This is a genomic window from Mesorhizobium sp. RCAM 05104 (assembly GCF_059683645.1).
Window position 1 is genome coordinate 2,183,939 of record NZ_CM185033.1, and the last position, 18,380, is coordinate 2,202,318.

Annotated in this window: 16 protein-coding genes, 1 tRNA gene and 1 pseudogene; 4 read left to right on the top strand and 14 right to left on the bottom strand. The window is 61.4% G+C overall.

Annotation, left to right across the window (positions count from 1 at the left end):
• Positions 1–7: 7 nt before the first annotated feature.
• From AC56QP_RS10865 to AC56QP_RS10890, 6 genes are all read right to left on the bottom strand, one after another.
• Positions 8–1,378: an alpha-glucosidase/alpha-galactosidase gene (locus tag AC56QP_RS10865; RefSeq protein WP_489859716.1), complete on the bottom strand. Its 1,371-nt coding sequence runs from the start codon at positions 1,376–1,378 to the stop codon at positions 8–10.
• 55 nt (positions 1,379–1,433) lie between these two features.
• On the bottom strand, positions 1,434–3,464 hold the full coding sequence (locus AC56QP_RS10870; protein WP_489859715.1) for an aldo/keto reductase: 2,031 nt from the start codon (positions 3,462–3,464) through the stop codon (positions 1,434–1,436).
• 164 nt (positions 3,465–3,628) lie between these two features.
• Positions 3,629–4,714, bottom strand: coding sequence for an ABC transporter ATP-binding protein (locus tag AC56QP_RS10875; RefSeq protein ID WP_489859714.1), 1,086 nt, complete (start codon positions 4,712–4,714; stop codon positions 3,629–3,631).
• An 11-nt stretch (positions 4,715–4,725) separates the two neighbouring features.
• Entirely contained in the window at positions 4,726–5,562 is an 837-nt protein-coding gene (locus AC56QP_RS10880; RefSeq protein ID WP_489859713.1) for a carbohydrate ABC transporter permease, read from the bottom strand.
• Positions 5,559–6,419 carry a carbohydrate ABC transporter permease gene (locus AC56QP_RS10885; protein WP_489859712.1) on the bottom strand — a complete coding sequence of 287 codons (861 nt, stop codon included), beginning with the start codon at positions 6,417–6,419 and terminating at the stop codon, positions 5,559–5,561. The genes AC56QP_RS10880 and AC56QP_RS10885 overlap by 4 nt, the downstream gene beginning before the upstream one ends.
• A gap of 256 nt (positions 6,420–6,675) precedes the next feature.
• Positions 6,676–7,947, bottom strand: a complete 1,272-nt coding sequence (locus tag AC56QP_RS10890; protein ID WP_091579871.1) for an extracellular solute-binding protein — start codon at positions 7,945–7,947, stop codon at positions 6,676–6,678.
• A gap of 106 nt (positions 7,948–8,053) precedes the next feature.
• Between AC56QP_RS10890 and AC56QP_RS10895 the strand changes: the two genes are divergently transcribed.
• The 3 genes from AC56QP_RS10895 to AC56QP_RS10905 all read left to right on the top strand — a co-directional run bounded on the left by AC56QP_RS10895 (position 8,054) and on the right by AC56QP_RS10905 (position 10,796).
• The gene (locus tag AC56QP_RS10895) at positions 8,054–8,926 is read left to right on the top strand and encodes a helix-turn-helix domain-containing protein (RefSeq protein WP_497100561.1); all 873 of its coding nucleotides are present in this window, start codon (positions 8,054–8,056) and stop codon (positions 8,924–8,926) included.
• Positions 8,927–9,242: 316 nt separating this feature from the next.
• Positions 9,243–9,318: transfer RNA gene (locus AC56QP_RS10900), tRNA-Phe, on the top strand.
• A 212-nt stretch (positions 9,319–9,530) separates the two neighbouring features.
• On the top strand, positions 9,531–10,796 hold the full coding sequence (locus AC56QP_RS10905) for a tyrosine-type recombinase/integrase (protein WP_489859711.1): 1,266 nt from the start codon (positions 9,531–9,533) through the stop codon (positions 10,794–10,796).
• 297 nt (positions 10,797–11,093) lie between these two features.
• Here the strand turns inward: AC56QP_RS10905 and AC56QP_RS10910 are convergent, their stop codons facing one another.
• From AC56QP_RS10910 to AC56QP_RS10925, 4 genes are read right to left on the bottom strand one after another with little or no spacing between them, the layout of a single operon-like run.
• Positions 11,094–11,795 (bottom strand): TraB/TrbI/VirB10 family type IV secretion system protein, encoded by a 702-nt coding sequence (locus tag AC56QP_RS10910; protein ID WP_489859710.1) that lies wholly within the window; start codon positions 11,793–11,795, stop codon positions 11,094–11,096.
• Entirely contained in the window at positions 11,792–12,346 is a 555-nt protein-coding gene (locus AC56QP_RS10915) for an EAL domain-containing protein (RefSeq protein ID WP_489859709.1), read from the bottom strand. Before AC56QP_RS10915 ends, AC56QP_RS10910 begins: the two co-directional genes overlap by 4 nt.
• Positions 12,319–12,696 carry an EAL domain-containing protein gene (locus tag AC56QP_RS10920; RefSeq protein ID WP_489859708.1) on the bottom strand — a complete coding sequence of 126 codons (378 nt, stop codon included), beginning with the start codon at positions 12,694–12,696 and terminating at the stop codon, positions 12,319–12,321. Before AC56QP_RS10920 ends, AC56QP_RS10915 begins: the two co-directional genes overlap by 28 nt.
• A gap of 40 nt (positions 12,697–12,736) precedes the next feature.
• The gene (locus AC56QP_RS10925; RefSeq protein ID WP_489859707.1) at positions 12,737–12,973 is read right to left on the bottom strand and encodes a diguanylate cyclase domain-containing protein; all 237 of its coding nucleotides are present in this window, start codon (positions 12,971–12,973) and stop codon (positions 12,737–12,739) included.
• A 633-nt stretch (positions 12,974–13,606) separates the two neighbouring features.
• On the opposite strand from AC56QP_RS10925, the pseudogene AC56QP_RS10930 reads away from it, so the two are divergent.
• Positions 13,607–13,811: pseudogene (locus AC56QP_RS10930) on the top strand (transposase); the annotation flags it as partial.
• Between the two features lie 31 nt (positions 13,812–13,842).
• Here AC56QP_RS10930 and ccoS read toward each other — a convergent pair.
• From ccoS to ccoG, 4 genes are read right to left on the bottom strand one after another with little or no spacing between them, the layout of a single operon-like run.
• Positions 13,843–13,998 carry a cbb3-type cytochrome oxidase assembly protein CcoS gene (gene ccoS / locus AC56QP_RS10935; protein ID WP_489859706.1) on the bottom strand — a complete coding sequence of 52 codons (156 nt, stop codon included), beginning with the start codon at positions 13,996–13,998 and terminating at the stop codon, positions 13,843–13,845.
• Positions 13,995–16,280, bottom strand: a complete 2,286-nt coding sequence (locus AC56QP_RS10940; RefSeq protein WP_489859705.1) for a cation-translocating P-type ATPase — start codon at positions 16,278–16,280, stop codon at positions 13,995–13,997. Before AC56QP_RS10940 ends, ccoS begins: the two co-directional genes overlap by 4 nt.
• Positions 16,277–16,774 (bottom strand): FixH family protein, encoded by a 498-nt coding sequence (locus tag AC56QP_RS10945; protein ID WP_489859704.1) that lies wholly within the window; start codon positions 16,772–16,774, stop codon positions 16,277–16,279. The genes AC56QP_RS10940 and AC56QP_RS10945 overlap by 4 nt, the downstream gene beginning before the upstream one ends.
• On the bottom strand, positions 16,771–18,327 hold the full coding sequence (ccoG, locus tag AC56QP_RS10950; RefSeq protein WP_489859703.1) for a cytochrome c oxidase accessory protein CcoG: 1,557 nt from the start codon (positions 18,325–18,327) through the stop codon (positions 16,771–16,773). The genes AC56QP_RS10945 and ccoG overlap by 4 nt, the downstream gene beginning before the upstream one ends.
• Positions 18,328–18,380 lie beyond the last annotated feature (53 nt).

Genomic DNA, 18,380 nt, shown 5'->3' on the forward strand with positions numbered 1-18,380 from the left:
GCCACGGTCAAGCGGCCTCGGTCTTGCGCTGAACACGCGCCCAGGCCGGCACCCAGTCGCCATGAGCGGCGAGGAGATCGTCGACCAGTGACCAGATCTGGTCGAGATCGAGCTCGGCGGCGGTGTGCGGGTCCATCATCGCCGCATGGTAGATGTGCTCGCGGTTCTCCGTCATCAGCGCCCGCACAGTCAGTTCCTGCACGTTGATGTTGGTGCGAATCAGCGCGGTCAATTGCGGCGGCAACTCGCCGATATAGGTCGGCTGGATGCCGGAGGCATCGACCAGGCACGGCACTTCGGCGGCGCAATCGCGGGGCAGCGAGGTGATGCAGCCATTGTTGCGGACATTGCCGTAGATCACCGAGGATTCGCCGGTCCAGACCGAGTTCATGATCGAGGAGGCATATTCCTTCGATTGCTCGACCTCGATACGGTCGGCCGAGCGATAGGCCTGCGCCTGCCCCTTCCAGCGCTCGATCTGTTCGATGCAGCGCTTGGGATATTCATCGAGCGGGATGCCGTATTTCTCGATCAGGTCCGGGCGCCCCTCCTTGATGAAATAGGGCGTGTATTCAGCGAAATGTTCGGAGCTTTCGGTGACGAAATAGCCCAGCCGCGTCAGCATCTCGTAGCGCACCTTGTTGGGGCAGCGCGGGTTCCAGCCGGGTTTGGGCGCGCGGCCTTCGCGATAGGCGCGCACGAGATCGGGATAGAGGTCGCGATAGGAGCCATCCGGCTGGCGGTGCTCGAACTTCAGGTAGAAGGCCATGTGGTTGATGCCGGCCGAGCGGTAGCGGATCTCCTCGTAGGGAAGGTCGAGATCATGCGCCAGTTCCATCGCCGTGCCCTGCACCGAATGGCAGAGGCCGACCTGCCTGATGTCAGGATATTTCTCGGATATCGCCCAGGTGTTGATCGCCATCGGGTTGACATATTGCAGCATGATCGCCTGCGGGCAGACGGCGAGCATGTCCTCGCAGATCTTCCACAGATGCGGCACGGTCCTGAGGCCCCGCATGATGCCGCCGACGCCGAGCGTGTCGGCTATCGTCTGGCGCAGGCCGTATTTCTTCGGCACTTCGAAGTCGGTGACGGTGCAGGGCTCGTAGCCGCCGATCTGGAAGGCGACGACGACGAAGTCGGCGCCCGCCAGAGCCTTGCGCTGGTCGGAGTAGGTCTCGGCCTTCGCCTTGACGCCGAGCGTCGCGATCAGCTTGTTGACGACGATGGCGCTCTCTTCCAGCCGCTGCGGATTGATGTCCATCAGCGCGATCGTCGCGCCCGAAAGCGACGGCCGCTGCAGCACGTCGCCGACAATGTTCTTCATGAACACCGTCGAGCCGGCGCCGATGAAAGTGATCCTTGGATTTCTTGCCATGCTAACCTCCGGCATATGGTCAGGCCACGTCGAAAGCGGCCCGCCGCCGCCTCGACTACGCCGCGTGCCGGCTGCCGCCGTCCAGCCACTCGAGATCGGCCGGCGAAAGCGTGATGTCGAGTGCGCGCAGGCTGTCGTCCAGTTCGCCCAGCGTACGGGGCCCGATCAATGGAACCGACGGGAAAGGCTGATTGAGCACATAGGCCAGCGCGATATGGATCGGGCTCTTGCCCAGTCGCGCGGCAAGCTCAATGGCCCTGTCGCGGCGACCGAAATTCCGCTCCGAATACCAGACCCGCACCAGTTCCTCGCTGTCGCGCCTGTCGCGTCCGGCGCGATCGGTGAAGAAGCCACGGCCCTGGCTCGACCAGGCGAAATTCGGCATCTGCCTGGATGTCAGCCAGGCCTTCCACGCATCGGTGGAGGAGGTGACGCAGCCGGCCCAAATCGGCTCCAGCATTTCGGCCAGCGAGAAATTGTTGGAAAGCGCGCCGGGCTTCTGCTTGCCGGTGCGTTCGGCATAGGCAATCGCCTCGTCCATGCGTTCCATCGTCCAGTTCGAGCCGCCGAACGGACCACGGATGCGGCCTGCCTTGACCTCGCGGTCCATCGCATCGACGAATTCGCCGACCGGCACGTCCGGATTGTCGCGATGCATGAAATAGATGTCGACATGGTCTGTCTGCAGGCGGTCGAGCGACTGGGCAAGCTGCTTGCCGATCACGTCGGGATAGCAGAGCGGCGAATGCGCGCCCTTGGCGATGATCACCGATTGCTCGCGCACGCCACGGCTTTTCAACCACTGGCCAAGCAACGTCTCGGTGTAGCCTCCGCCATAGACATAGCCGGTGTCGAAAAGATTGCCGCCGGCTTCGAAAAAGGCATCGAGCAGGATCGACCCCGAGGAGAAAGTGCGGAAATCCTCGAAGCCGAGGGCTACGACCGACGCCGGCTTCGACAGGCCCGGGATCGTGCGCTTGCCGATCGCCGTGCCGCCGGACCGCAAAGGCCGGCCGGAGATGGTGTTGGTGCGCAGCGGGGCCTTCTCGATCTCATACTCCAGCCCCACCGCCGCGCGCCATCTGTCGAGGACACGCAAGGTGCCGAGACTGTCGGCCCACGCCATGCCCGGCCAGGCGAACTCCTGCCGCCCGGCGAGGATGGCGTCACCGGCGGCGTCGACTTCGAAAGAATAGACATGGCGCTTCTCGTTGACGCTGATGGTCTCGCGCGAGCCGTCCGATCCGATCACGTCGATCCGGCCGAGGCCGACATCGCGGTCGCCGCCGGCGAACCAGAAGTCCGGCACCTCGATACGGCCTTTGGTGCCTAGGATCCTCAGCACATTATCCTGGTTGAGCGAGATGCTGCAGGACACTTCGGCAATGATGCCGCCGGGAAATTGCAGCAGCGCCGAGGTCCATTCGTCGACGCCGGACTGGCCAAGATGGGCCGCGCCAACCACCTTGTCCGGCTCGGCAAAGGGGAGGCCTGTCGTCGCCCCGGCAATCAGCCGCGCCATCGACACCGGATAGCCGCCAACGTCCAGGATGCCGCCGCCGGCGAGATCGTTGGCATAGAGCCGGTGCTCCGGCATGAAGCCCGGCATGGCAAAGCCGAAGCTCGACTTGATCATCCTGATGTCGCCGATGATGCCGGACCTGATCAATTCCACCAGCTTCAGCGTCTGCGGATGCAGCCGGTACATGAAGGCTTCGCCGAGAAAGGTGCCGGCCTTGCGCGCGGCATGGATCATGGCGTCGGCCTCGAAGGCGGTCAGCGCCAGCGGCTTTTCGCACAGCACATGCTTTCCCGCTTCCGCCGCCCTGATCGCCCATTGCGCATGGCCGGGGTGCGGTATCGCAATGTAGACGGCATCGATGTCGGGATCGGCGAGCAGCGCATCATAACCGTCGAGGATGCGTGCACCGGGGAAGGCCTCGGCGAGGCCTGATTTACCGGGGTTGCGCGCGCCTATGGCGGCGAGCACGCCGTTGCGCGAGCCGGCGACGCCGCCGGCGAAGGCCTTGGCGATGCTGCCCGGTCCGAGGATGCCCCAGCGGATTTTTCCTGGTTCGGAATTCATTTGGATCTCCCTGAATCGCCACGACGCATTGCGACCGGGCAAAGAAAAGTTTGGGTTTCATACATGTCGTTGCGCCAAAACCGCTTCGCACTTTTGGGCGACATGCATCCTGGTTCATGCATGTCGTTGCCTCAAAACCGCTGTGCACTTTTGAGCGACATGCATCAGCGTATCCGCGCGCCTGATGTGTCGAAGAGAAGCGACCGGCCGGCCTTGATCGACACCACCAGATGGTCGCCGCTCGCCCGCTGCCGCGAGGCCTCGCGCTCGATGATCAGTTCCTCCGGGCCGGCATTGGCATAGACATAGCTTACCGAGCCGAGATGCTCGGCAACGTCGGCCCGGACCGGTATGTCGCAGTCGCCCTCGCCGGCCTCGCAGAAATGTTCTGGCCGCACGCCGAGAACGACATCCGCGCCGACAGCAGGCGGCGCGCCCGAAAGCGATTTGCGCAGCCGGGCTCCGCCGTGGTTGAGAAGCTCGACCACCGCCACGTCCTTCTCCGTTGCGACGACCTTAGCCGCCATGAAATTCATCTTCGGCGAGCCGACAAAGCCGGCGACGAAGCGATTGGCCGGATCGTCGTAGAGATCGAGCGGCGCGCCGATCTGCTCGATGTTGCCGGCATTGAGCACGACGATCCTGTCGGCCAGCGTCATCGCCTCGGTCTGGTCATGCGTGACATAGATCATGGTGACGCCGAGCTCCTTGTGCAGCCGCGCGATCTCGATCCGCATCTGCACCCTCAGCTCAGCGTCGAGATTGGAGAGCGGCTCATCGAAGAGGAACACCTGCGGTTCGCGCACGATGGCGCGGCCGATGGCGACACGCTGACGCTGGCCGCCGGAGAGTTTTCGCGGACGCCGGTCCATAAGTTCGCTGATGCGCAGGATCCCGGCCGCCCGCTTCACCCGCCGTTCGGTGTCGGCCTTGGGATTGCCGGTCATGCGCAGCCCGAAAGAGAGGTTCTGCTCGACGGTCATGTGCGGATAGAGCGCGTAGGACTGGAAGACCATGGCGATGCCGCGGTCGGCCGGCTCGACATCGTTCACCACCTTGCCGCCGATGGCGATCTGGCCGCCGCTGATATCCTCGAGCCCGGCGATCATCCTGAGCAGAGTGGACTTGCCGCAGCCGGAGGGGCCGACGAAGACGACGAATTCGCCGTCCTTGACGTCGATGCTCGCGCCATGGACGACCTCGAAGGCGCCGAAGCGCTTGACGACATTGTTGAGCGTGACGGTCGCCATGCTGGTCCTGTCTATTTGATGGCGCCGGCGGCGATGCCGGCGATGAAATGACGCTGCAGGAGCACGAACACGACGAGCATCGGCACTGTCAGCATCACCGCGCCCGCCATGATGCCGCCCCACGACACCTTGGTGAGGCCAATCAGGGTGCCAAGCGCCACTGGCGCCGTCATCGAACCGGGCTGGCTGTTGATCAAAAGCGGCCACAGATAATTGTTCCAGGAGGCGAGGAACAGGATGATGGCGAGTGCCGCCAACATTGGCCGCGCCAGCGGCAGCGCGACGAAGAGGAAGATGCGCCACTCCTTCACCCCCTCGACCCGCGCCGCGTCGAACAGATCGTCCGGCATCATCGAGAAGCTCTGCCGCATGAACAGCACGCCGAGCGAATTGAACAGCGGCGGCACGATCAGCGCCACCCAGGTGTTGGCGAGCTTGAAGTCGCGCGCCACCATGATGAATTGCGGGATCAGCACCACCGCGTAGGGAAGCGTGATGGTGCCGAGGATGATGGCGACAACCACACCCTTGCCGAAGAACTGGTAACGGGCCAGCGCCCAGCCGGCCATTGACGTCAGCAGCACCGACAGGACGGTATAGGTCACCGCCACCGAGACCGAAATGCCGATGGCGCCGACGAAGTCGGTGTCACGCTGCAGATTGTTGAAATTGTCGATGAAATTGCCGTGCGGCAAAAGCTCGATGCCCGGGCTGAAGATGCCATTGTCCGGCATGGTGGAGAACACCACCATCATCCACAGCGGAAACAGCCAGATCAGCGCCAGCGGCGTGAGGAAGAGATGCAGGGCGATGCTGCGTCTTAGCCTGGCGGCGGACAGCGAACTCATTGCTTTTCCCTCGTCAGCCACAGTTGCACCAGGGTTATCGCGATCGCCAAGCCCGCCATGGTGTAGGCAACGGCCGAGGCGTAGCCGAAATTGAGCGACCGAAAACCCTGGCGGTAGAGCAGCAGCCCGAGCGTTTCGGTGCCGCCGCCGGGTCCGCCGCGCTCGGTGATCAGGAACGGCTCGGTGAACAGCTGCATGGTGCCGATGATCGACAGCACGAGGCAGAAGACGATGACCGGCTTCAAGAGCGGCAGGGTGATGAAGAAGAATTGTTTGAGCTTGCTGACGCGGTCGAGTGTTGCCGCCTCGTAGACATCCTCGGGAATGGACTGCATGCCGGCGAGCAGGATGATGGCGTTGTAGCCGGCCCAGCGCCAGGTCACCGCGATCATGATCAGTGCCATCGCCGGCGTGACGTTGGAAAACCAGTCGACGCTGGGCAGGCCGACACTGTTCAGCAATTTGTTGATGATACCGAAATTGAGGTTGAACATCAGCCGGAACACCGCCGAATAGGCGACCTCGCCGACCACGACCGGGGCGAAAAAGGCGAAGCGGAACAGGCCCCTCGCCTTCAGGAGCGGCGAGTTCAGAAGCACCGCCATCACCATGGCCAGGGCGATCATCACCGGGACCTGGATGACGAGGATGAGCAGCGTGTTCTTCAGCGCGTTGAAGAAGGCCGGATCGCCGATCAGCCGCCCCCAGTTGAAGGCGGGCGCGAACCGCCAAGGTACGGTACGCGTCGCCTGGAAGGAGATCAGGAACGAGCTGATGATCGGCCACACCCAGAAAACGGCGAAGATCAGCAGATAGGGCGTGAGGAAGCGATAGGCCGTGGCGTTGCGGTTGGGCATCCTCCTCCTCCTCCTTCTTCTGCTTCTAGATTTGTGTTTGTTGAGAGTGCCGTGTCGATGCCCCAGCCAATGCGGCGCTGGGGATTCTGTTGATCTCGGCGCTGACCCTCATCCGCCTGCCGACACCTTCTCCCCGTAGAGTGACGGGGAGAAGGGAGATGGCCGCAACGCCTACGCCTTTCCTGCAACGTTGCGATTGGCGAAACCATTGATGAGAGCGCCCCCCGTCCCTACACGGGGGAGAGAAATCTCCAGCTCACGACTTGACCGGCAGCCCGGTCGCCGCGGCGATCTGGTTCGCGGCATCGTCGAGCGCGGCCTTGGCGTCGGCATAGCCACCGGCGAGATATTTGGTCTGCACCGCGCGAACGATGATCTCGGCATCGCTCTGGAACTGGGTGCCACGGCTGGGGACGACCTTGGGCAAGGTGCCGAGAATGTCCTTCCACACCGCCTGGCCACCCCAGTAGGGCAGACCTTGCGAGACGTAGGGGTCATTGAGCGCAGACACCAGCGAAGGCACCAGGCCGAATTCCTTCAGCATGGTGATCTGGCCTTCATTGGTTCCGAGCGTGTATTTCAGATAGGCGTAGGCGGCTTCCTTGTTCTTCGACGCCGACGTGATGGCCAACGAGGATCCACCGAGATTGGCGGCGCGCGGCCCGTCGGCGGTGAGGCTCGGCATCAGATAGACGCCCCATTTGCCGTTCTCACCGGCCGATTCGGTGCGAATGGTGCCTTCGTACCAGCCGCCATAGATCTGGGTGGCGACGGTGCCGGCGGTGTTGTTGGTGATCTTGGTGCCCCAGTCGGCGGAGGAAACGATGCCCGCATCCTTCATCTCCTTGACCTTGGTCATGGCATCGACGCATTTGGGCTGGTTGACCGTGATCGTTTGTCCATCGGCGGCGAAATAGGCGCAGCCCTGTTCATTGGAGATCATGCGGAAGAATTCCGAGTCGCCGTTGAAATCGGCGTTGGTCATCGAGACACCCGGATTGGCGGCCTGGATCTTCTTGCCGGCGGCGATGAAATCATCCCAGGTCTTGATCGAGGCCGGATCGACGCCGGCCTTTTCGTAGAAGTCGCGGCGATAGAACGCGGCAACCGGCCCCGAATCCCACGGCATCGCATAGGCCTTGTCGCCGACTTCGAGCTCGGTGCGCTTGAAATCGGGGAATTTCGCCTGATCCTCAGCGCTATAGCCCAGCGTATGCAGGTCGACGAAGCAGTCCGGGAACTGGCTCCAGTAGTTCTCGGCCTCGCCGTTCTCGATGGTGACGATGTCCGGCAGGCCGACGCCGCCGGCGGCGCAGCCGGCGATCGACTTGTCGTAGGTCGGCTGGTTGCCGAGGTCCTGGACCGTCACCTTGATGTCGGGGAATTGCTTGTTGAAGCCTGCAACGGTCGCCTTCAGCGATGACGCGGCGATGTTCCAGCTCCAGATGGTGATTTCGCCGGATTGCGCAAAGGCCGGGGCTGAGCCCAGGGCAAGCGCGAGCGCGGCGCAGGTCATTGTGATGCGCATTGAAATCCTCCCATTTCATTTGCTCTCTCACTGTGAGCGTGGCTAGACTATGCAGTGGGCAGGGCCTGTCGCCGTCAAAGGGAATATGAAATTGGCGGAAAGTAAGATGCCGGAACGGCCGTTTTACCAGCCAGGCGCCAGCAGCGTGGAAGGCCTGCCGCTGCTGCTGCAGATGTTTCACACCAGTCCTCTGGTGATGCTCAAACCGCATTGGCACGCCCAGGTCGAGGTGAACTTCATTGTGCGCGGCAGCGTGCATTACCGTATGAATGACCACGAAATTTCGCTTTCAGCCGGCGAGATGTGCCTGTTCTGGGGCGGTCTGCCGCACCAGATGGACGATCTGTCCGACGACGCCATCTATGCCGGAGCGCATCTGCCGCTGGTGCATTTCTTCCGGCTGCACCTGCCCACGGATATAAGGCATCGGTTGATGACGGGCGCAACGCTGGTGAGCGGCGCCACCGACCAATCCGACCACCATAATTTCGAGCGCTGGAACCGCTACGCCCGGTCTGGTGACCAGGCCAAGGCAGAACACGCCGTCAACGAATTGCTGCTGCGGCTGGAGCGGGTGCGGTTCGAGCCTTATCGGCTGGTGCCAGAAACCGCGGCCGGGCAGGACACGGGCAGTCCTTTCGATCAGCAGTCGTCGCGCAATGTCGGGCGTATGTGCGATTACATCGCAGAGAACTTCCTCTACGACATCGATTGCGTGAACATAGCGGCCGCCGCCGACATCCATCCCAAATACGCGATGAGCCTGTTCAAGAAATCGACCGGCATGACGCTCAACGAATATGTCAACCTGTTGCGGCTGAGCTACGCGCAGGCGCTGCTGATGCATCAGGACGCCAATGTGCTGCGCGTCGCCATGGACTCAGGCTTCGGCTCGCTCAGCGCCTTCAACAAATCGTTCCGCAAGCTGGCCGGCATGTCGCCGTCCGATTTTCGCAGAGGCGTGTCCGGCGCCAGATAGGTTCGACGGCCAGGCGCTTGTCCGGCACCGCGATTGGGCGCCTCAATGGTCGGCCAAGAGGCCGGCCACATCATTGCGGACCGTGATGGCGACGCGGAAAAGGACGGCGATGGCCGAAATACCACCATGCCGCGCGCCATTCCGGCTGAAGAACCAGTATGGAACCGGCCCACTACAGGGCATCTCTTTTCCTGTCTGAAATCGCCACCTAAGCGCTGGACAGGCCGAATTCCCGTGCTATAACCCACGCGCTTTCAAGGGGCGCCGACGGCGCTTCCGTGAAATCCGGTGCACGAGATTTCGTTTGCCGGAACAGGCCCAGATAGCTCAGTTGGTAGAGCAGCGGATTGAAAATCCGCGTGTCGGTGGTTCGAATCCGCCTCTGGGCACCATCTCCCCTTCTCCCTACCCTCTCTTCCGCCAAGCCTTCTACGCTGCTGTTCGCGTAAACCTTTGAAAACGATTGCTTTTTTGACGGCCTGATCGCGCTTTGGCGTATTCCGAAGCAGGTGATCGCATTTGGTCCAACGGCGCGTGCTGTTGGTTTCTTCGTTGGTATCCGTCTACCCTGTTGGTATCACCCACCAGCAAAAAGCATCGGACAATGACACTCTCTGACGTGAAATGTCGAAATGCCCGCCCAGGGCCTAAACTCCGGAAACTCTCCGATGGAGGCGGTCTCCAGCTATGGGTACAGCCTACCGGCTCGCGCCTGTGGCGCCTTGCCTATCGCTTCGATGGCAAACAGAAGCTCCTGGCTCTCGGAAGCTATCCGCTTCTCTCCCTGGCGGAGGCTCGACAGGCACGAGATGAGGCGAAGCGGCTGCTAATGAAGGGTATAGACCCCGTACGTGAGAAGCAGGAGAAGAATGCTGACACGCGCGATAGCTTCCGCGTCATCGCAGACGAATTCATCGCTAAGCTCAAGAAAGAGGGGCGCGCGGAAAGGACCATCACTAAGAACAAGTGGCTGCTCTCTTTCGCCTATCCGACGTTGGGCGACCGGTCGATCAAGGAAATTGATGCGCCATCCGTTCTCGATGTGTTGCGGGAAGTGGAAGTTCGTGGCCGACACGAATCGGCCCGTCGGCTTCGATCAACAATCGGGAGTGTATTTCGCTACGCGATTGCCACCGCTCGCGCCAATGCTGATCCAACCTTGGCGCTCAGGGACGCTCTTGTTAGGCCAACGGTAACACCGCGAGCTGCAGTTACCGACCCGAAAGAGTTCGGTGCTCTTTTGCGCGCGATTGATTCGTACGATGGGCAGCCAGGCACCCAAATTGCGTTGAATTTGATGGCGCTCTTGTTTCCCCGCCCCGGAGAGTTGCGCGCCGCTGACTGGTCGGAATTCGACTTCGACAAAGCAGTCTGGACGATCCCAGCCGCTCGAGCAAAAATGCGGCGACCGCATAGTGTTCCTTTGTCGATCCAGGCGCTCAACCTCCTCAAGCGGCTCCGCGAGGTTTCTGGACACGGTTTGCTTCTGTTTCCCAGTGTCCGCGCGATCACACGCCCGATTTCCGACAACACCCTCAATGCCGCCCTGCGCCGTCTTGGCTATCGCAAAAACGAGGCCACTGCGCATGGTTTTCGGGCGACAGCGTCGAGCTTGCTCAATGAGAGCGGCAAGTGGCATCCCGATGCTATCGAACGTCAACTTGCGCACGTCGAGGGCAACAATATCAGGCGGGCTTATGCCCGCGGCGAACATTGGGACGAACGCGTGAAGATGATGCAATGGTGGGCCGACCATTTGGATACCCTGAAGCTGTCCCGTGTTGACTTACATGAGACTGATAGGATTTTTATCGCGGCTAACAACCAACGCCGTACCGCCGCGTTCCCGCGACGATTACAGCATCGCTGAATGCGTCGTCGCCTCACCAGCTTGTATGAACGGATTGCAGTTGAGGGTGTAGTTGCGTGAAGTACTATGTCTACGAGAACCCGAGGCTCGGTCGCGGGCGTGTCCACAGGGCAGACTGTGGTTTTTGCCAAAACAAGGAAGCCACCTTGCCGGCGAGTCCCAGCAGAAATGGCACATGGCACGGTCCGTTCAATCGCTGCGATGCTTTCGCGAAAATCAAAGTGCTTGGCGTTACCGACATCAAGGCTTGCTCGGCATGCGACCCTTGATCTGACCTAGCTTTGTTTCGAGCGCCAGCTACGGTTTCTTCGGTTCTTGAGCAGGGAATTTTGCGTCAGAAGCAGCCCTGATATTCGGCGGCGTAAAGGGTCGAATGGAGCCCTCCCAGACGTTCGTCGATCCACAAACCTTGAACGGACGACCGAGCACTGCCTTGAAACACTTCTTCCGCCTGCGTTCTGGGTTCTCATGTGACTCGTGCGACGGCTTTTGATAGGTGCCGCCCGTCGAAACATTCTCTGTCATTTGGGCAACGACAAGACCTGGCAGATCGGAATTGATGCCAATGATCAGGCTGGCGGCGATGATGGAGCCCGCTATCACCTGATAGGGCGAAGCCGCCGCCTGGAGTTCAGGCGGATTGTAGATGCCGCTGGTGTCGCGCTGATTGACCAAGTCGAGCTTGCGCTGCTGGTTGTTCCGGTCGCGCTCCGGGTCGAGAACCAAACATTTGGCGTCCGCAGCGGGCTGTCCGGTTGCCGGAGCGGACGGGCTCGCAGCGGTCGTGGTCGTGCTGCTGTTGGCTAGCTGGAGAAAGACGTCAGCTTCACGCGCTTCAATCGCCTGCTGGGCACGGCGCTGCTGTTCGGCTTCCTCTGCCTGATCCTCATTGTTCGGACCCGGCGCCAAAACCCCAATTGCCGCTGGCGTTCCAGGATCGGCCGGCCGAGATCGCCAGACGCTTCCTCGATGCAGTGAGCGATGGCGGGTGGCGGTCACAACTCCTTCGCGTGCTCTTTTGGCGCCAAATCAAGCGCTTGGCTCAGAGGCACCGCCTTGGAGAATAGGAAGCCCTGAGCGGTTCTGCAGCCAAGCTTGTGCAGAGTTTGCCGATCTGCCTCTGTTTCGACGCCCTCGGCCATGACCTCGATCCGGAGCGTCCTACCAAGATCGATGACCGTTTTGACAAGCAGCCGGTCCTCTCGGGACTTGGCTAAGCCGCGAATGAAGCCCTGGTCTATTTTCACCTTGCGTATCCGACTGTCCTTGAGCGATGCCAAGGTGGAAAAGCCGGTGCCGAAGTCATCGAGCGCGATGGAAATGCCGGCATGTGAAAGCCGTCCGAGCTTTTCATCCACTCTGTCCGGGTCCACCGGGGATTCCTCGGTAATCTCGATTTCGAACATCGTTGCAGGGAGGCCTTTTGCCGCCAGACCCTCCAGAATCATGTCATCGATGTCACCGGCTTCCAGTTCGCGCGGTGAAACATTCATCGCCACACGAACATCACGACGGTCAGCTTTCACCAAGCCGTCGATAAGCGCGCGCAACAGTCGGCGAATACCGTTTGGGTCAGCAGCTGAAGCATTCCGGTTTGGCGTGCGGCTGTCATGATTTCGGGTGGAGAGATGGCACCATGAATCGGATGGAACCACCTTAGCAAGGCTTCAAAACCGACCACGGCCTCAGTGTCGAGTTTCACGATGGGCTGGAACCAAGGTGCCAAGCTTCTCGTCTTTATCGCTGAATGAAGGTCGCGTTCGATGGACTGGCGGCGTTGCAGTTCCCTGTCGAGTTCGGCATCGAACAGGCAAAATTCGTTCCTGCCACGACGCTTGGCTGTATAAAGGGCGATATCTGCCCGCAACAACATTTCCGTCAGCCCCGGCCTCTCAGCCAAGTATATTCCTATCGATGCCCCGACCCGGACGGACGCGACCTCAGGATAGGGGCGGGCAACTTTGGCTATGAATATTGGAGGCGAGATCACAGGCAGAAACCGAATCCCCCAGTGAGGGAAAAAATAGCACGAATTCATCGCCGCCGATGCGGGCGAGCGTTGAGCCTTCCGGTGCTTCCTCCTCTATCCGGCGGGAGATCCTGACAAGCGGCTCATCGCCGGTCCTGTGACCGTAGGTATCGTTGACGGATTTGAACCCGTCTAGATCAATCAGCATTGCAACGAAGGGGCCGTCTGCAGTCTCGAACCGACCGATAGCCGTGTTCGAGGCCACGCCTGTTGAGAAGGCCCGTCAGGTGGTCCTCCCTGGAATTGGCTCCACTTCGGCCGCGAAGAGCAGAACGGCGAAAGCAAGAACGTACCCTTCAAAGTTACCTTTCGCCAGCAAGCACCCCGCTGTGATGAGGAGCGGGGGTGTGATGAAGTTGGTCGCTGCCGCGGCATATGAACTGCCGTATGTAACAGCACCAGCTGAGATGCCTGCCAGAATAATCAGATGCAGCGGTGCGTGAGGTGTCGTGTATCCAAGCGTAAGGACGGCAAGAAAGGACCAGGCTAACCCTGCGAGAAGAGCAAGGATGCCAAACCAGCGAAGCCGCGGCGAAATCCCTGTCAGATCGTCCTGGCGTCCCGTTTCCTTTAGCTGATAACGGGCGAGGGCAAGGCGGGCGACATTTATCGCATTGATGACCAAGAACCAGATTGCGGCGGCAAAGCCGACGCCAGAAAGGGCCTGCACAGTCAAAATTAGGCCTGATAGGACAGTGCTTATCGGCATTGACACGAAGAGACCGGCCCTCACGTCAGTAAGCTGATCCTGAAGGATCCTGGCCTCCAGCGTGTCATCTTTCTTCCATCTGATGGCGGCATCGTGCTTCTGGCCGCCGCCGAGCAGCGTTTGCGACTGGCGAGCGGCTTGCGGCTGCGATCCACGTTTCGCCTCACCGCGGCGGGTGAGGCACGCCATGGCCGACATCCTGCGCGTCCGCATGTTTGCGACCGTCTGCGGCTACGAGGATGCCAACGATCTAGACGGGCTTCGCACCGACCCGGCCATCGGCGCCGTCGTCTGCACAGCGGCTTGAATCAGCTTTCCGGCTTGTCGTCCCGGTCGATGAGGATCCGCTCAGCGGCCCCGTCAAGATCCTCATATTGACCACTCCTCAACGCCCACAGAAAGCCGGACAGCCCAAGCGCGCCCAGGAGCACTGCCACCGGTATGAGGTAGACGAGCGTCGTCATGACGGCTGCACTGATGCGCGAATGCCGGAGCGCGTTGCCGAAGGAGCCCTCGTCACCTCGGTGGGTGCAAAGCCTTGCAGGCGCAGCGCATTTCCAATGACAAGCAGTGACGAAGCGGACATGGCGATCGCCGCGATCAGTGGAGTGACGTGCCCCAGAATGGCGATCGGCACGGCGACGGCGTTGTAGACGATCGCGATGGCGATGTTCTGCCGGATAAGACTTCCCGCCTTGCGCGAGACATCCAGCGCGAGAGGCACTGCCAGAAGGCTTTCGCGCAGGAAGACGAAGTCGGCCGCGTTGCGGCCAATGTCGGCGGCGGTGGCCGGAGCGATCGAGACATGCGCTGCGCTCAGCGCAGGCGTGTCGTTGAGCCCATCGCCAACCATCAGAACCTTGTGTCCGGCTTTCGCCAGCGCTTCGATGCATTCAACTTTGCCGGACGGCAGCAGGGCCGGAACAAAGCGGTCGATGTTTAGCATTTCCGCGACTTCGCCACAGGCGCCTGCTGTATCGCCCGACAGCATTTCCACCGACACCCCGGCTGCTTTCAATTCCAGCATGGCTGCCTTGGCGTCGGCACGCAGCGCATCCTCGAAATCGAAGGTCGCGACAATGATCCCGTCTCTGGTCAGAACCGTCCCGCCATAGCCATGTTTGCCTTCGCCACCGGTCCGGGCCTTCCATCCAGCCCATCCGCGTCGGCCCATCCGCCAGATACTTCCGGCGACAGTGGCTTCGATTCCAAACCCCGGATGCTCGGTGACGGCATCGAATTTGTGCTGCCCGCCAGGAGCGGCAAAACCGGCTATGGTCTTTGAAAACGGGTGACGGGAGTGCGCGGCCATGTCGGCTGCGATTGCCAGCATGGCCGCATCGATCGACGACGCATTGACCAGCCGGGGCTGTCCGAGCGTGAGCGTTCCGGTCTTGTCGAACACCGCTGTATCAATCGTCGCCAGGCGCTCCATGGCCGAACCGTCCTTGACCATGATGCCGTTCTCGAACAGGCGCCGCGCGGCGACCACCTGAACGATCGGCACGGCGAGGCCGAGCGCGCACGGGCATGTGATGATGAGAACGGCAATGGCGATGGTTATCGCCCTATGCCAGTCGCCGGTTGCCGCCATCCAGCCAAGGAACGTCGCGAAGGCGGTCAGATGAACCACCGGAGCATAGAGCGCCGAAACGCGGTCGGCGATCCGGCGATAATGGGCGCGACCACCCTCTGCGGCCTCCATCAGCCGAACCATTTCCGCCAGGAACGAATCCTTCGCGGCGGCTGTCGCCTCGATCGTCAGCGAGCCGGTAAGATTGAGGACACCGGCCTGCACGGGTCCGCCTGGCGCCACGTTTCGGGGCGTGCTCTCGCCGGAAACCAACGAGCAGTCCAGATCCGAGGTCCCCTGAATGATCTTGCCGTCGACGGGGATCCTTTCGCCGGCTGCGATCAGCAGCAGCATGCCTGGTTCGATCTCGCCAACCGGCAGGTAGTCGCGTGCACCATCGCTGCGCAGCACCATGGCGCCACGCGCCGCCAGCTGCGACAGGCCTTTCACGGCGGTCCGGGCACGCTCCCGCATGACATGATCCAGCGTGCGGCCGATCAAGAGGAAGAACAGCAGCGATACCGACGCGTCGAAATAGGCGTGATCGCCATGATTGATCGTCTCGTAGAGGCTCATGGCGTAGGCAAGCGACACCCCGACCGCGATCGGCACATCCATGTTCATGCGGCCGTGGCGCAACGCATTCCAGGCCGAGCGGAAGAAGATGCCGCCGGCGAAGGCGAGTGCAGGGATGGCGATAAGCGCCGAGACCCAGTGGAACAGGTCGCGGGTAGCGCCTTCGGCACCGGACCAGACAGAGACCGAAAGCAGCATGATGTTGCCCGCCGCGAACCCGGCAACCGCGACGGCGCGGATCAACTCCGAAAGCGTCCTGTCCTTTTCTTCAGCCTCGGGGGCGAAGAGATGCGCCTGGTAGCCGAGCCGTCCAAGCGCGGCGACGAACGGTGGAACCTCGTCGCCGCGCCAGCGGACCGAGACCCGTTTCGTCGACAGGTTGACGCGGGCGCTCTCGACGCGATCGAGCTTTCCCAACGCCGTCTCGATCGTCTGGATACAAGCTGCGCAATGAACGCTCGGCACCGAAAGATCGGTCTGCCGAAGATCATCGCCAAGCGATCGGCTGGCCAATTTGATTTCCTGGCTGGACGGTAGGACCGATGTGGTGCTGCCCATATCCAGCGCCATTTCAGCGCCCGGTGCACAACAGCTCATTGCAGCGCTCCATGGGAAATCATGACCCGCCGGACTTCCCGATAGGGCTCTGCAAGGCCGGCATCGGCGTCGACTTCGATGATCCAGACGCCCTCTTTTGGCGTGTGCTGTCCCACAAACTCCTGATCCGCAGAAGGCGCCAGGACGATGGATTTGTCTTCCGCCTCATAGGCGGGATGACGAAACAGCACCTTGACGCCATGCAAGGGAACCGGCTTGCCGGCGGGGTCTGTAAGTCTGTAGCGAACTTCGCCCGATGCGATCGTCAGTTTGCCGGTCCAGCCGAGCGCCGCCTGCGCGCGACCCTCCCCGGCCTTCTTGTTGAATTGCTGGCTCGCCACATAGGTGTTTTCGACGACAAGGCCGGTCCAGCTTGTGTTGGCGAGGGTCGCCATGGTCAGATTGACCGCGATGACCACGCCGAAAAAGGCAAGGATGATGGCCAACATGTGCCTGCCGGTGAATTCGCGGGATTTTTGCGTTCTGGCGCTCATCTGGCAGTCTCCAGTGCATTGAAGGTGGCGGTGTATTCGTCCGACTCGAATCTCGCCTTGTCCTCGACACGGAACGTGAAGGTTTGCGCTGTGCCGTGGATTTGATCCGCCGGCTGGCGCACGAAGACCTTCAGGATCTTCAGGCGGTCGGGTTCGACCGGAATGGCGAAAGAACGGCCTGCCGGGATATCGTCGCCGACCACGCTCATATCACCCCCTCGCAAGCCTTGAATCGTGACGATTATCGTCCTTGGCTGGGGGATCATGTTGAGCAGCTTGACGGTGTAGCCGTTGCGGATCGAACCGTCTGACAGCGTGACGAATTGCGGATTGCGGTCATGCAGCACGTTGACTTCGAGCCGGTCGCGCGTCAGCAGCGAATAAAGCAGGCCCAGGCCGATCAGCGACCACAAGCCCATGTAGACATAAGTGCGTGGCCGAAAGATCTTGCGAATATGGAAATGCGCCACCTTGTCGGAGAACAGCCCGTCAGCGGTCCTTACCAGCGACGGATTGACTGAACTGGAGCCGCCTGCGGTCGCCAGCATCATGTTGGCGTTGTAGTCGGAGAGCGTCGCGTAGGAGATCAGCCCGCGCTCCCTGCCGAGCTTGTCCATGACGCCGTCGCAGGCGTCGATGCAAAGCGCGCAGGTGATGCATTCGAGCTGCTGGCCGTCGCGAATGTCGATCCCCATCGGGCAGACCGCGACGCAGGCATTGCAGTCGACGCAGTCGCCGACGGACTGCCCTGCGGCTTGCACCTTCTTGGCGTGACGCGAGCGCGGTTCGCCGCGCCAGTCATTGTAGGTGACGGTGAGCGAACTTTCGTCGAGCATGGCCGCCTGGATGCGCGGCCATGGGCACATATAGGTGCAGACCTGCTCGCGCATCAGCCCGCCGAATGTGTAGGTGGTCGCCGTCAGCACGGCGATGGTGATGTAGGCGACGGGTGCCGCGGTGCCGGTGAAGAGTTCGCCAACCAGCGTCGGCGCATCGGCGAAATAGAAGATCCAGGCGCCGCCGGTCGCCGCACCGATGACCAGCCAGATGGCGTGTTTCGATACGCGCTGCACGAGCTTGCGCGCGGTCCAGGGGCCGGCATCGAGCTTCATCCGCGCGTTGCGGTCGCCCTCGATAGCCCGCTCGACGACCAGGAACAGATCGACCCATACGGTCTGCGGGCACGTATAGCCGCACCAGGCACGACCAACAGTCGACGTGATCAGGAAAAGACCGACGCCGGCCATGACCAGAAGGCCGGCCACATAGTAGAATTCCTGCGGCCAGATCTCGATGAAGAAGAAGTAGAAGCGCCGATTGGCGAGATCGAGCAGCACGGCCTGATCCGGGGCAAACGGGCCACGGTCCCATCGCAACCAGGGTGTCAGGTAGTAGATACCGAGCGTGATCGCCATCACCAGCCATTTGAACTGGCGAAAGCTGCCCGAGGCGCGCTTCGGGAAGATCTTCTTGCGCGGGGCATAAAGCGGCTGGCGGGTTTTGGCGGAGTTGACCGCTACGGCTTCGATCTGCGTTTTATCCAGCACGTGCATCTCCACTCGCGCGCAGCCGATGACATTGCGTGCAACCGGACTCGTCTGCTTTG